The sequence below is a fragment of the Pseudomonas sp. SAR267 genome, assembly GCF_052077595.1.
Classification (GTDB): Bacteria; Pseudomonadota; Gammaproteobacteria; order Pseudomonadales; family Pseudomonadaceae; genus Aquipseudomonas; species Aquipseudomonas vlassakiae.
This window is the reverse complement of sequence record NZ_JBQIHU010000001.1, coordinates 2,845,711-2,858,168: the sequence shown is the minus strand read 5'-3', so window position 1 is coordinate 2,858,168 and position 12,458 is coordinate 2,845,711. Positions and strand designations below refer to the sequence as shown.

The following is a 12,458-nucleotide window of genomic DNA, read 5'->3' as shown; positions in this document are numbered from 1 at the left end:
TCCCACAAGGTCTGCATCAACCTGCCGGGTTCTTCCGACCGGCTGCAATACCGCTCTCAAATCCCGCTGCTAGTCTTCGACAGACCATATCTGTCAAAAAGCCACCATCATGCCAGCCGCCGCCCGCTTGCTGCTTTTCTGTGCCTTGCTTTCGGCCTCGGCGTCGAGCGTGGGCATGACGATCTACAAGACCGTGGGGTTTGGGGAGCAATGGAACCAAAAACCAACGTAAGCCCTACCAACGCTTTTCGGTGTCTTCTTCCCAGGCGCCCATCTCGACAAAACAGTTGCGCATGTCGGCCTCCTGGCTGATCTCGGTCAGCAGGTCATGCACGCTCTTGTCCAGCTCATCGTCGCTCCGATACGGAATGGTCAACTCATAGTGGCCGGCATCCAGCCGCTTCATGCCATAGGGCTCCAGGCAGTAGCGCTCAATGTTCTCCGTGGCCCGCTTCCGGCCGCGCACGAACTTGCTGTTATTCACCACCGCGAGGCGCAGGGTGACGGTGGCCACCCGCTCGGCGGCGGGCGGCTCTGCCGGCGACGCGGCCGAAGGCTGCTGGTCGCGTGACCTGGCGCTCTTCTGGTACGCGCCGATCTCGACACCACGGTGGCGCAGGTAGCTGTACAGCGTGCTCTTGGAGATGTGCAGCTTCTCGCCGATCGCGCTGACGCTCAGGCGACCTTCGCGGTAGAGGGTTTCGGCCGCCATGGCGGTGGCCTCAGCCTTGGCTGGCAGGCCCTTGGGACGGCCACCGATCCGGCCACGCGCCCGTGCGGCCGACAGACCCGCCTGAGTCCGCTCGCGGATCAGCTCGCGCTCGAACTCCGCCAGCGAGGCGAACAGGTTGAACACCAGGCGGCCTTGGGCGTGGGTGGTGTCGATGGGGTCATTCAGGCTCTGTAAGCCGACCTTGCGCTCTGCCAGCTCGCCGACCAACTCGACCAGGTGCTTGAGGGGGATGTAAGCCGGAACCCCAGAAATTTCCGTCACCCTAGTTGGGTGGGCTCAACACTCGTGTCACCAGCTACCTTCTGGAGAATCGAGCTCGGCCATCCCTCCCTGGACGGGCATCGCTCGACGATGTTCAACGGCTCCCTCACGGGGCCGTCGTTTTGTGGGGGCTATTCCATCCACAAGTCGTCGAGGTTCTTGAAGTTCCAGAGCGTCGGGTCTTCGGGGCCAGTGATACTGTCCTTGCAACTCGTGGCCGCCAGGTCGATGGTCTGCATCGGGATCGGCTCTCTCGAGCGTAGCGAGAAGAACACGCGAACCTTGGGAGTCAGCAGTGATTCCATTCCCGGCTCAACGACAACGGCCAGACGCTGAGAGGACAGGCGAACCAAGGAGCCGACGGGGTAGATGCCCACGGCCTTGACGAAGGCGTGGAAGATGCGTTTGTCGAAATGGCCCTCCCACTTGGCCATCTGCCGCATCGCCGCGGACGGGTCCCACGGCTTTTTGTAGGCTCGCTCCGACGTCACGGCATCATAGACGTCGCAGATTGCGCCCATGCGGGCCAGGAGTGAAATGGCGTCACCGGCCAAGCGATCCGGGTAGCCGGTTCCGTCGATCTTCTCGTGATGGTGCAGGGCAATGTCCACCACCCCGGGCTCGGCCCCGCCTGCGCGCAGCATCTTTGCGCCCTCCACAGGGTGGCGCTTCATGATGGCGAACTCGGCATCGGTGAGCTTGCCTGGTTTGTTAAGCACTTCCAGCGGCATCGCGGCCTTGCCTAGGTCGTGCATCAGTCCGCCGATGCCAGCCAGGCGCGTTTGCTCCTCGTCTAGATCGAGATGCCGGGCCAGCGATAGCATCAGGGCGCAGACGGCAACCGAGTGCAGGTAGGTGTAATCGTCGTGCGTTTTGATGCGTGCGACGCTGATGAGGGCATGAGGTTGGCGCAGCACCGAGGCAGCGATTTCTCCGACCAGCGGCAACGTCGTGCTTGGGTCGACGGCCTTGCCAAGCCGGGCTTCCTGGAACATGTCCATGACTTGGGACTTGGCCGCAAGACAGAGTTTCCGTGCATAACACATTTCGCTCTCCATTGAGGTTGCGCCGTCACTTTTCTTGCTTAGTGGACTAGACGGCAGAGATTGCTCCTCCGACAATTCTCTGGGCTCTGGGCTCTGGGCTCTGGGCTCTGGGCTCTGGGCTCTGGGCTCTGGGCTCTGGGCTCTGGGCTCTGGGCTCTGGGCTCTGGGCTCTCTGGGCTCTCTGGGCTCTCTGGGTCGACTTGGCTTTTGGCCAAGTCGACCCAGACCTCCCCGACGCCACATTCTCGAATGGCAGAGAGATCCTGAGGCTCGGTCAGCAGGAAGCTGCCGCGCCAGAATGGGTGTCGAACCCAAGAGCAGGCGAGCTTGTGGATGTACATGCCGAGACGAAGCTCGGATACGGGAATGCGTTTTACCAACTTATTTTCCTTTCTGAGTTGGGTGGTTAGGCGTGCGCCGAGGCTGGCACCCAGCGGTAGAGCGGAGGTAAGGTCACGCCAAGATTCTTGGATCAGCCGGAACCGCCGAAATTTCCGTCAGCCGATCAACATGGCTTTGTCTCGCGCTCGGTCGATGCGTTCCTGCATCGCCTGCATGACTTCTTCGTGGGTGTACGACTTGGCGTTGGGGTCGTCGGCCTCTCGGAGAGCTTCCTCGACCTCGCGGGTCATCCGCGCATATTCTTCCGGCCACAGCGCTTGCTCCATGCGCAGCGACGCCTGCCCAAGCAGGTGCAGCAGGCCGAACAGCCGCATGTCATTGGTGGCGACGACGTGCTCTCGAATCCGCTCCTGGATCACCTCGCAGGCCCGATGCGCCTCTGGCGTCGCCGTGCCCTCGTAGCCGGCTGGGAGTTCTGCTTCTTCAGCGATTCGCGCCCAAGCGATAGCCAGCGCCTCGATGGTGGACAGGTTCATTTGCTCATCCACTTGCGCAGCAGACGCTTTTTCAGGGAGGCGCGCTCTTGCGGATTGCGTCCCTTGTGGTTGGCAATGCGATCCGCCGTGGCGGCCTGGCGCTTGATGGGCCAGTAGGAGCGGCCATCCTTACCCATCGACCAGACGTTGCTGACCTGGTTTTCCAGTAGAGGCAGATGGGCGCATAGAGCTTCCGGCGACGCGCTGGCCAGCGCGGTGCGCTCGTGGGTTCGCCAGCGCTGATGCCAGAGTTTCTTGTCCTCGCGCTCGCTACGGCAGGTCGTGTGCCCAACGATGGGCGTTTTGCGGCGGCTGCGGCTCATGATGTGGTTGTCTCCAAGAACATTCAGGACAGGCTTTCTGGGTAGAGCGCCGTCACCGGGACAGGGTTTCTTGCACTTGTTCCAGCGAGGTCATCAGATGATCAACCTGATCCTGAAGATCCACGGCGAGATCAAATAGCTCAGCCACTCGGCTGCGTGATCCCTCGTTGAACGCGGCCATTGCCAGTTGATGCAGCTTCAACAGGTCGGTGCGCAGTTGCGGAGGTGCGCCGTCTGCGCTGTCATTCAAATCGCCGCGCAGCACGTCCACGGCATCGACTGCACGCAGCAGTGCCGTGGTATCGAAATTCTCGGGAGTCAGTTCGTCCCATTCGTCGTCGGTGATGCGGGCTGCCATCAGGAGAGCTCCGATTAAGCGGTTGCGAGCGTTAGATGCCCGATCGGCTCGGCTGCTGGCCGTACCTTGATTTCGATGTCGTAGCCGAGGCGATTCAGACAATCCATCAGCTTGCGTTCGGATAGATTGGTGAAGTCGCCGCGCATCATGCCCGACACCTTCGGTTGCGGGATGCCCATGCGTTTGGCCGCCGCTTGTTGAGTCAGCCCAAGGGCGCGCATGGCCCTCCTGATCTCGACCACCAGGCCGGTCTTGATCTTGAGCTTTTCAGCGTCAGGCAGTCCAAGGTCGGCAAAGACGTTGCCCGAGCTGCGCTGAACCTCGACGCCTTCAATGATTCGTTTTTGCATTTCGTAGCTCCTGTGCCAATACCTCGGCCACCTTCAGCCGAGCGCGGATGATGTCCATGTCGGCCTTTGGCGTGGCGATTCCGCTCTTGCTCTTCTTCTGGAAGCAGTGCAGGACGAACACCGCTTCCGCAAACTTGACCGTGTATACCGCTCGATAGGTGCCGCCGGCATCGTCTTCGACGACCTCCAGCACGCCGGCACCACCGAACCCCTTGAGCACCTTTGCTGCGTCATCCTGATCGCCTATCTGCGCCAACGAGAGCGCGTAACCGAAACGGCGACGCACGTCGGACGGCAACGCCATCAAATCCTTGTGGCTGCTCGCGATCCATTCGAGCGGTTTTTCTTTGTTTGTCATGACGGAATTTTATACCTGTTCAGGTAATGATGTAAACGCGGCAACCTCAAGGAGGTGTCGTAAAACATTTGTTTTGCGACAGGCTGTCAGCCGCCGCTGTGCTACCTGTGCAACACCCCCTCAAAAATGTACGGAAAACTCTATCGCTATTCACTATTATGCGGAAACCTGTTTTTGATGGTTATCCGCCTATGTTGGTTGGCTACATGCGCGTGTCGTCGGACTCCGACCGCCAGAGCACGGACTTGCAGCGCGACGCGCTGCTCGCCGCCGGCGTCGATCCGCGTCACCTGTTTGAGGATCGTGCCTCTGGCGCGAAGGATGACCGTGCCGGCTTGGCGCGGGCGCTTGAGTTCGTTCGAGCCGGCGATGTGCTGGTGGTGTGGAAACTCGACCGGCTCGGTCGCTCGCTGTCGCACCTGCTCGCCATTGTGACTTCGCTCAAGGACAAGCGGGTGGCGTTCCGCTCGCTGACAGAGAACCTGGACACTACGACGCCCTCGGGCGAATTCCTGTTCCAGGTGTTCGGTGCGCTCGCGCAGTACGAGCGCGCCTTGATTCAGGAGCGCGTCGTCGCGGGCTTGGCCGCCGCACGCAAACGCGGCCGGATCGGCGGCCGGCCGCAGGCGATCACTGGTGAGAAGCTGGACGCCATCGTCGCCGCGCTCGATGGCGGCATGTCTAAGGCGGCGGTGTGCCGCAACTTCAATGTCAAGCGCACTACGTTGATCGAAACATTGACGCGAGCAGGTTGGCGTGGTGCGGGAAGGACGGTCGATGAGCAACAAGAATAAGCTACTCACCGTCTTTTCTGACGCAGAGCAGGAAGCCTTGTACGGCCTACCGGACTTCGACGATGCTCAGCGGCTGGAATACCTGGCGTTGGCCGAATCTGAACTGGCGTTCGCCAGCAGCCGGCCTAGCCTGCAGGCCCAAGTCTATTGCGTCTTGCAGATCGGCTACTTCAAGGCCAAGCATGCTTTCTTCCGCTTCGATTGGCATGAGGTCGAGGACGATTGCGCCTTCGTGCTGAGTCGCTATTTCCACGGCGAAGCGTTCGAACGCAAGGCGATCACCAAGCATGAGCACTACAGCCAGAGGGGTCAGATCGCCGAACTGTTCGGCTACCGGTCGTGGGCGGCTAGCTTCCTGCCGCAACTGGCACAGCAGGCTGAACAGATCGTGCGGCGCGACGTAATGCCAGGATTCGTGGCCGCCGAACTGATCGTTTGGCTCAGCGAGCACAAAATCATCCGGCCCGGCCACACCACCTTACAAGAGCTGGTCAGTGAAGCCCTGTCCACCGAACGCAGGCGCTTGGGCGGCTTGCTGGCAGAAGTGTTGGACGAATCGGCCAAAGCTGCGCTGGGCCAGCTCCTGGTGCGTGACGACACCCTGTCTCAACTGGCAGCGCTCAAGCAGGACGCTAAAGATTTCGGCTGGCGTCAGATGGCAGGGGAGCGCGAGAAGCGCGCCACGCTGAAGTCCTTGCACGGGATCGCCAAGGCGCTGCTGCCCAAGCTCGGCATCTCGCAGCAGAACCTGCTGTACTACGCGAGCCTGGCGAACTTCTATACCGTCCATGACCTGCGCCACCTGAAGGCGGAGCAGACCCGGCTCTACCTGCTGTGCTATGCCTGGGTACGTTACCGGCAGCTCACCGACAACCTGGTCGACGCGATGGCCTTCCACATGAAAAAACTTGAGGACGAGAGCCGCACGGGTGCGAAACAGTCCTTTGTCGCCGAACAGCTGCGACGCCATCAGGAAACGCCGCAGGTTGGCCGCCTGCTGTCGCTGTACGTGGACGACAGCGTGGCCGATCCGACGCCGTTCGGCGAGGTGCGCCAACGCGCCTACAAAATCATGTCCAGGGAATTGCTGCAAAACACGGCGCAGCGCATGAGCGTCAAGCCACTGAACAAACTGGCGCTGCACTGGCAGGCGGTGGACGGCCTGGCCGAACGCATTCGACGCCATCTACGGCCGCTGTACGTCGCGCTCGACTTCGCCGGCACGGCCCCCGATAACCCATGGCTCGCGGCGCTGACTTGGGCCAAGAGCGTGTTCGCCAAGCAGCAGCGCCTATCACAACGGCCACTCGACGAATGTCCGGCGGCAACGCTGCCGAAACGCTTGCGTCCGTACCTGCTGATGTTCGATGCCGAAGGCACGCCGACAGGCCTGCATGCCGATCGTTACGAATTCTGGCTTTACCGTCAGGTCAGGAAACGCTTCCAGGCGGGCGAGCTCTACATTGACGATAGCTTGCAGCACCGGCATTTGTCCGACGAGTTGGTTTCGATGGACGAGAAAGCCGCCGTGCTCGCGCAGATGGACATCCCCTTCCTGCGGCAGCCGGTCAGTGCCCAGCTCGATGCACTGGCGACCGAGTTGCGTGCGCAATGGGTGGCGTTCAATCGCGAGCTGAAACAGGGCAAGCTGACGCACCTGGAATACGACAAGGACACGCAGAGACTGACCTGGCGCAAGCCCAAGGGGGAGAACCAGAAGGCGCGCGAGCAAGCTCTCTACGAGCAACTGCCATACTGCGATGTCGCCGACGTGTTTCGCTTCGTCAACGGCCAGTGCCAGTTCCTGTCGGCGCTGACACCATTGCAGCCACGCTATGCGAAGAAGGTAGCCGACGCCGACAGTCTGATGGCGGTGATCATTGCCCAAGCCATGAACCACGGCAACCAGGTTATGGCACGTACCAGCGACATCCCGTACCACGTCCTGGAGAGTACCTACCAGCAGTACCTGCGCCAGGCGACGCTACATGTGGCCAACGATTGCATCAGCAACGCCATCGCCGCACTGCCGATCTTCCCGCATTACTCGTTCGACCTCGATTCGTTGTACGGTGCCGTTGATGGGCAGAAATTCGGCGTCGAGCGACCAACTGTGAAGGCGCGCTACTCGCGCAAATATTTCGGCCGCGGCAAGGGCGTCGTCGCCTACACGCTGCTGTGCAATCACGTGCCGTTGAACGGCTACCTGATAGGCGCACACGAGTACGAGGCTCACCACGTGTTCGACATCTGGTACCGCAACACGTCGGACATCGTGCCGAGCGCGATCACCGGCGACATGCACAGCATCAACAAGGCCAACTTCGCCATCCTGCACTGGTTCGGACTTCGTTTCGAGCCGCGCTTCACCGACCTCGACGACCAGTTGCAGGAGCTGTATTGCGCCGATGATCTGGCATTGTACGAGAAATGCCTGATCCGGCCGGCTGGCCAGATCGACCGGCAACTCATCGTCGGTGAGAAGGCGAACATCGACCGAATCGTCGCCACACTGGGCCTGAAGGAAATGACGCAGGGCACGCTGATCCGCAAGCTGTGCACCTATACGGCGCCGAACCCGACGCGGCGCGCAATCTTCGAGTTCGACAAGCTCATCCGCAGTATCTACACACTGCGCTACCTGCGCGACCCGCAACTGGAGCGTAATGTTCACCGCTCGCAGAACCGCATTGAGTCCTATCACCAGCTACGCTCGACCATCGCCCAAGTCGGTGGGAAGAAGGAATTGACCGGCCGCACCGACATCGAAATCGAGATCAGCAACCAGTGCGCCAGGCTGATCGGCAACGCGATCATCTTCTACAACTCGGCGATCCTGTCCCTGCTGCTGACGAAGTACGAGGCAGCTGGCAATGCCAAGGCGCTGGCGTTGATCACGCAGATGTCGCCAGCGGCCTGGCGGCACATCCTGCTGAACGGGCATTACACCTTCCAGACTGACGGCAAGTTCATCGACCTGGATGCGCTCGTGGCGGGACTGGAGCTGGGCTGACGGAAATTTCTGGGATTCCGGCGTACAACCCCGTAAAATAGAAGAGTGAGCACTTGATTTGCTGGTGCTTTCAAACAACGGTGTTGTTTTTTTAACAGCCGAACTGGAAAGGGAGGCTGAGCTGCTCAGTGATCACTTTATCCGTTGGCTGATTTACGCCGGCATGTTCGCTACAGGCACTGAACGACAACGCAGATGGTATGGTCTGTGCGTTCTGACTCGTCAAGGATCGGCCAATGGATCGTTTGTCTAATTTGCTCTCGCGGTTCGGCGTGCGGGCCAATCTGTTCTATGACGGCGACCTATGCGGCTCTGCATCTTACGATGGCGCCGAGCGGCGAGGTTATATCCATCTGCTTCAGGCCGGCAGCGTGACGTTGCTTGGTCCCGATCGCAAGGATTTGCAGCTCACTCGCCCTAGCTTGATTTTTATGCCACGCCCCGCCAAGCATCAATTGTTTGCGGGTGAGTCCGATGGCGCAAAGTTGTTGTGTGCTTCCATGGAGTTTGAGGGCGGAATTGATAATCCTTTGTCGGCTTCATTACCGGACTGTTTGGTGCTCGCACTCGATGATCTGCCCATGCTGGCAGACACGTTGGAGTGGATGTTTGCCGAGGCGGCAAATGTGCATTGTGGAAGGGAAGCCGCGCTTGAGCGCTTATTTGAGCTCCTAATCATTCTGTTGCTCCGTTACCTGCTCGATCATCACCAGTTGCGCACCGGAATGATGGCTGGACTGGCCGACATGCGGCTTGCCCGATCGCTTTTACAGATGCACAACTCCCCGGAACATGCCTGGTCAATAGCAGAGCTGGCCAGTGAGTCAAATATGTCACGCGCTGCGTATGCCGTGCATTTCAAGAGTGTCATCGGACAGACGCCTGCTGATTATTTGTTGAGTTGGCGAGTTAGCCTGGCTCAGAAGCTGATGCGAGAAGGGCGCTCGATTACGCTGATTGCAGCTCAAGTCGGCTACGAAAGTCCTTCGGCGCTGTCTCGCGCATTTAGACGCAAGACGGGGTTGAGCCCTCGTGACTGGTTGAAAGATCTGGCGGGGGAAAATGATGGCAAAAAGGCCTAAGGCATTACTGCCTTAAGCCATTGAAAAAATTATGCATTAATTTTACGTTTTTCCAGTTCAACCAGCGAATGGCCTGCCACAAATATCGAAACAGCAAGCAACCCTAAGTCTTTAAGCAGAAACTGACCTGGCGCAACGGAAATCGCCGGAAACCCTAAACTAGGCTCAATGACGCCCGGAGTGGAAAACATAAAGCTAAGGGTTGTGAAGAACAGGCCTGCAGACAGAGCGCCTCCTACCACGGATAGTTTGGGCGACAGCATGCGGCCTGCGATCAGAGTGCCGATCGAAATCTCTAGTATGCCGAGCAGGCTGGAGAACATGTCGACCGAAAAAATGCTATACACCCATCCCAAAAGCGGGCTGTTGCTCACCAGTGGAACCAGGCCCTCGGCCTCGTAGTGGGTAAATTTCATGCCGCCGAACCAGAAGTAAATAATAGCGAGAGCCAAGTACGCGCCATAGATACCTAGCCCCATAGTTTTGGTTCCAAGCGTTAAGTGGGCCTGTACGCTGGACTTCGAGTTTTCAATGCCTATGGTTTTCATGTCTGAGCTTCCAGTAGTGAGTGAGAGTGTGTTGGCTGCCGAACGCCGTATGCGTTGGCGATGAGATGATTATGGCTGGCATCTCTAATCAAGAGGCATCAGAAAGTATTGATTTCAGTGCAGATCGTCTTGGGCGGTGCAATTCGCGATGAAGGGATCGCCGTGGAGAGCGATGAGTGCACTATTTCGATAAAGGAGTCGTTTTACATAGGTCGATGAAGCGCGTTGCGGCATCGCCTACTGTCATTTCTCAAATCTGACTATGGGGCTTGGGGCGAAGGGCGGCACTGACTAGGCTTAGAACAGCTACCAACTAGCCGCGCGGCCGCGATGCACAAAGAATGGTAACTGAGCCGTGAGTGCGGTGGGCGCCCGCATTTATTTCCAAACCCTACAGATACATCGATCTTCGACTTCAACCGGGCAGATAGCTGTTGCAGCAAGCCTATCAATCGACTTTGACGTGTTAAAGAGGATAGGTTTTCCAGGGTTGGGGAACAGCATGCCCTGCAGAACGACACACGTCACTTTTGTTAAATTAATAAGCTAGCTACCTATTGGGCATAACCTTGCAATTTGCTTCAATTTACGCACATGCACTTGCGACCTCAAAATGCAACGTAAGCCCCGAATATCTCCATTATTGTCGCCGCCAGCCTTAGTTACAGCGTATCCGCTCCATGAAGCCCACATTCCAAGCGACTACCTGAAGCCCGATGCTGCGCTCCCGATTTCTTTCTGGAGCCAGTCCGCCATGATGCGTCCCGACAGCAAAGTCGAAAAGGTGTACCTCTATCCCAAGCCTGTGGATTTTCGAAAATCCATCGACGGCCTCACCGCCCTGGTCGAGCTGGACATCAAAGTCGCCGTGTTCGACCCCGTACTTTTCGTCTTCCTCAATAAAGCCCGTAACCGCATCAAGGTGTTGTACTGGGAGCGCAACGGCTTCTGCCTTTGGCTCAAGCGCCTCGAAGCCGAACGTTTCAAAACTTCCCCCGACGCCACCGACGAAGCCATCGTCCTGACCGTCCAGGAACTTAACTGGTTACTCGACGGCTTAGACCTCTGGCGCAACCGTCCGCATCAGGTTCTGACGCCCCGTTTCGTCGCCTGACCCGGTATAATCCGGGCCATGATTTCAGTGCCCGACAACCTCCCGGATGACCCTGTTCTGCTTAAGCAAATGCTGCTTGAGAGTTACGCTGCTCGTGCGTGTGAGCAATCGGCTGCCCGTGTGCGCGAGCAGGAGGTCAAGGAGGCTTATACGACACACATCGACGACCTGAAAGAGCAGATCAAGTTATGGCGTGACCGTTTCTTTGGCCGTAAGTCCGAGCAAACTGTCGATCCCAACACGCCGCAACTGGCGATGTTCAACGAACCCGAAAGCGACCCGCTACTGGCGGTGGTTGACGATGCCGACGAAGAAGTCGTTGCGCCTGCCAAACGTCGCGGCAAACGCAAACCACTGTCGGCCGATCTGCCTCGGGTCGAAGTCATCCACGACCTGCCCGAGCACGAACTGACCTGCGCCTGTGGTTGCCGCAAGCATGTCATTGGCGAGGAAACCAGCGAGCAGCTCGACATCGTGCCGATGCAGATCCGCGTACTCAAACACGTGCGCAAGATTTACGGGTGCCGGGGCTGCGAAACCGCGCCGGTTACCGCTGACAAGCCAGCCCAATTGATCGAAAAGAGCATGGCCAGCCCCAGCGTGCTGGCCATGCTGCTGACGACCAAGTACGTCGATGGCTTGCCGCTGCACCGTTTTGAAAGCGTACTGTCCCGACACGGCATCCACATTCCACGACAAACTCTGGCGCGTTGGGTGATCCAGTGCAGCGAACACTTCCAGCCACTGTTAAACCTGATGCGTGACCGGCTGCTGGAAAGTCCGGTGATTCACTGCGACGAAACGCGCGTACAGGTCTTGAAAGAGCCAGACCGCGACCCGACCAGCCAATCTTGGATGTGGGTGCAGGCCAGCGGCCCGCCTGATCGACAAGTTGTGCTATTTGACTACACCACCAGCCGTGCGCAGGAAGTACCGTTACGCCTGCTGGAAGGGTATCGCGGCTATGTGATGACCGATGATTACGCCGGTTACAACGCGTTGGCGTTGCAGCCCGATATCGAGCGGCTGGCGTGCATGGTTCATGCTCGACGCAAGTTCGTCGATGCGCAGAAAGTGCAGCCCAAGGGTAAGACGGGCCGCGCCGATGTAGCGCTGGCGATGATCAACAAGCTGTACGGCATCGAGCGCGACCTCAAGGAAGTCAGCGACGAACAGCGGTTCATCGGTCGCCAAGAAAGAAGCCTACCGATCCTCGGCCAATTGAAAAGCTGGCTGGACAAGACGTACTCCCAGGTCACACCGCAAAGTGTGCTGGGCAAGGCCGTGCACTATCTGGCCAACAACTGGAGTCGGTTGGAACGCTATGTCGAGGCCGGCCATTTGCCGATCGACAACAACCTTGCGGAGCGTGCGATCAAGCCATTTGTCATCGGGCGCAAGGCTTGGCTGTTCAGCGACACCGTGAACGGCGCCAGTGCCAGCGCAAAGATCTACAGCTTGGTTGAGACCGCCAAGGTCAACGGCCAGGAGCCCTATACGTGGCTGCGCCACGTACTTGAGCGCCTGCCGTATGCATCCTCGGTGGCCGACTACGAAGCTCTTCTGCCGTGGAACTGCTCGCCAGAGATGCCACGGTAAC

The 12,458-nt window shown here is 58.9% G+C and carries 11 protein-coding genes and 2 pseudogenes; 5 read left to right on the top strand and 8 right to left on the bottom strand.

Annotated elements, in window-relative coordinates; translation table 11 throughout:
- Window positions 1–235 precede the first annotated feature (235 nt).
- The 7 genes and pseudogenes from ACTORR_RS13785 to ACTORR_RS13755 form a co-directional block, all read right to left on the bottom strand.
- On the bottom strand, window positions 236–994 hold the full coding sequence (locus ACTORR_RS13785; RefSeq protein ID WP_430304597.1) for a recombinase family protein: 759 nt from the start codon (window positions 992–994) through the stop codon (window positions 236–238).
- A gap of 131 nt (window positions 995–1,125) precedes the next feature.
- Window positions 1,126–2,381 (bottom strand): annotated as a pseudogene (locus ACTORR_RS13780) (HD-GYP domain-containing protein).
- Between the two features lie 156 nt (window positions 2,382–2,537).
- Window positions 2,538–2,918: a hypothetical protein gene (locus ACTORR_RS13775; protein WP_001054412.1), complete on the bottom strand. Its 381-nt coding sequence runs from the start codon at window positions 2,916–2,918 to the stop codon at window positions 2,538–2,540.
- A complete protein-coding gene (locus ACTORR_RS13770; protein ID WP_000091614.1) occupies window positions 2,915–3,241 on the bottom strand; it encodes a hypothetical protein in 327 nt (108 codons plus the stop codon). Before ACTORR_RS13770 ends, ACTORR_RS13775 begins: the two co-directional genes overlap by 4 nt.
- Before the next feature lie 23 nt (window positions 3,242–3,264).
- Window positions 3,265–3,599: pseudogene (locus ACTORR_RS13765) on the bottom strand (transposase).
- A 14-nt stretch (window positions 3,600–3,613) separates the two neighbouring features.
- Window positions 3,614–3,949 (bottom strand): helix-turn-helix domain-containing protein, encoded by a 336-nt coding sequence (locus ACTORR_RS13760; RefSeq protein ID WP_001172026.1) that lies wholly within the window; start codon window positions 3,947–3,949, stop codon window positions 3,614–3,616.
- Window positions 3,930–4,307, bottom strand: coding sequence for a type II toxin-antitoxin system RelE/ParE family toxin (locus ACTORR_RS13755; RefSeq protein ID WP_003151133.1), 378 nt, complete (start codon window positions 4,305–4,307; stop codon window positions 3,930–3,932). The genes ACTORR_RS13760 and ACTORR_RS13755 overlap by 20 nt, the downstream gene beginning before the upstream one ends.
- A 191-nt stretch (window positions 4,308–4,498) precedes the next feature.
- On the opposite strand from ACTORR_RS13755, the gene ACTORR_RS13750 reads away from it, so the two are divergent.
- The 3 genes from ACTORR_RS13750 to ACTORR_RS13740 all read left to right on the top strand — a co-directional run bounded on the left by ACTORR_RS13750 (window position 4,499) and on the right by ACTORR_RS13740 (window position 9,196).
- Complete coding sequence (locus ACTORR_RS13750) at window positions 4,499–5,101, top strand: recombinase family protein (RefSeq protein ID WP_010465829.1); 603 nt, start codon at window positions 4,499–4,501, stop codon at window positions 5,099–5,101.
- On the top strand, window positions 5,085–8,114 hold the full coding sequence (locus tag ACTORR_RS13745) for a Tn3 family transposase (RefSeq protein ID WP_024015041.1): 3,030 nt from the start codon (window positions 5,085–5,087) through the stop codon (window positions 8,112–8,114). The genes ACTORR_RS13750 and ACTORR_RS13745 overlap by 17 nt, the downstream gene beginning before the upstream one ends.
- A 236-nt stretch (window positions 8,115–8,350) precedes the next feature.
- Entirely contained in the window at window positions 8,351–9,196 is an 846-nt protein-coding gene (locus tag ACTORR_RS13740) for an AraC family transcriptional regulator (RefSeq protein WP_003464995.1), read from the top strand.
- 29 nt (window positions 9,197–9,225) lie between these two features.
- Here the strand turns inward: ACTORR_RS13740 and ACTORR_RS13735 are convergent, their stop codons facing one another.
- Window positions 9,226–9,744: a YkgB family protein gene (locus ACTORR_RS13735; RefSeq protein ID WP_003464991.1), complete on the bottom strand. Its 519-nt coding sequence runs from the start codon at window positions 9,742–9,744 to the stop codon at window positions 9,226–9,228.
- Window positions 9,745–10,498: 754 nt separating this feature from the next.
- Between ACTORR_RS13735 and tnpB the strand changes: the two genes are divergently transcribed.
- On the top strand, window positions 10,499–10,858 hold the full coding sequence (tnpB, locus tag ACTORR_RS13730) for an IS66 family insertion sequence element accessory protein TnpB (RefSeq protein WP_060767566.1): 360 nt from the start codon (window positions 10,499–10,501) through the stop codon (window positions 10,856–10,858).
- An 18-nt stretch (window positions 10,859–10,876) separates the two neighbouring features.
- Complete coding sequence (gene tnpC, locus ACTORR_RS13725; RefSeq protein ID WP_060767565.1) at window positions 10,877–12,457, top strand: IS66 family transposase; 1,581 nt, start codon at window positions 10,877–10,879, stop codon at window positions 12,455–12,457.
- Window position 12,458 lies beyond the last annotated feature (1 nt).

Coding starts and splice junctions, on each gene's coding strand:
- ACTORR_RS13775 (WP_001054412.1), bottom strand. CDS start 2,918: ATGAACCTGTCCACCATCGAGGCGCTGGCTATCGCTTGGGCGCGAATC.
- ACTORR_RS13770 (WP_000091614.1), bottom strand. CDS start 3,241: ATGAGCCGCAGCCGCCGCAAAACGCCCATCGTTGGGCACACGACCTGC.
- ACTORR_RS13760 (WP_001172026.1), bottom strand. CDS start 3,949: ATGCAAAAACGAATCATTGAAGGCGTCGAGGTTCAGCGCAGCTCGGGC.
- ACTORR_RS13755 (WP_003151133.1), bottom strand. CDS start 4,307: ATGACAAACAAAGAAAAACCGCTCGAATGGATCGCGAGCAGCCACAAG.
- ACTORR_RS13750 (WP_010465829.1), top strand. CDS start 4,499: ATGTTGGTTGGCTACATGCGCGTGTCGTCGGACTCCGACCGCCAGAGC.
- ACTORR_RS13745 (WP_024015041.1), top strand. CDS start 5,085: ATGAGCAACAAGAATAAGCTACTCACCGTCTTTTCTGACGCAGAGCAG.
- ACTORR_RS13740 (WP_003464995.1), top strand. CDS start 8,351: ATGGATCGTTTGTCTAATTTGCTCTCGCGGTTCGGCGTGCGGGCCAAT.
- ACTORR_RS13735 (WP_003464991.1), bottom strand. CDS start 9,744: ATGAAAACCATAGGCATTGAAAACTCGAAGTCCAGCGTACAGGCCCAC.
- tnpB (WP_060767566.1), top strand. CDS start 10,499: ATGATGCGTCCCGACAGCAAAGTCGAAAAGGTGTACCTCTATCCCAAG.
- tnpC (WP_060767565.1), top strand. CDS start 10,877: ATGATTTCAGTGCCCGACAACCTCCCGGATGACCCTGTTCTGCTTAAG.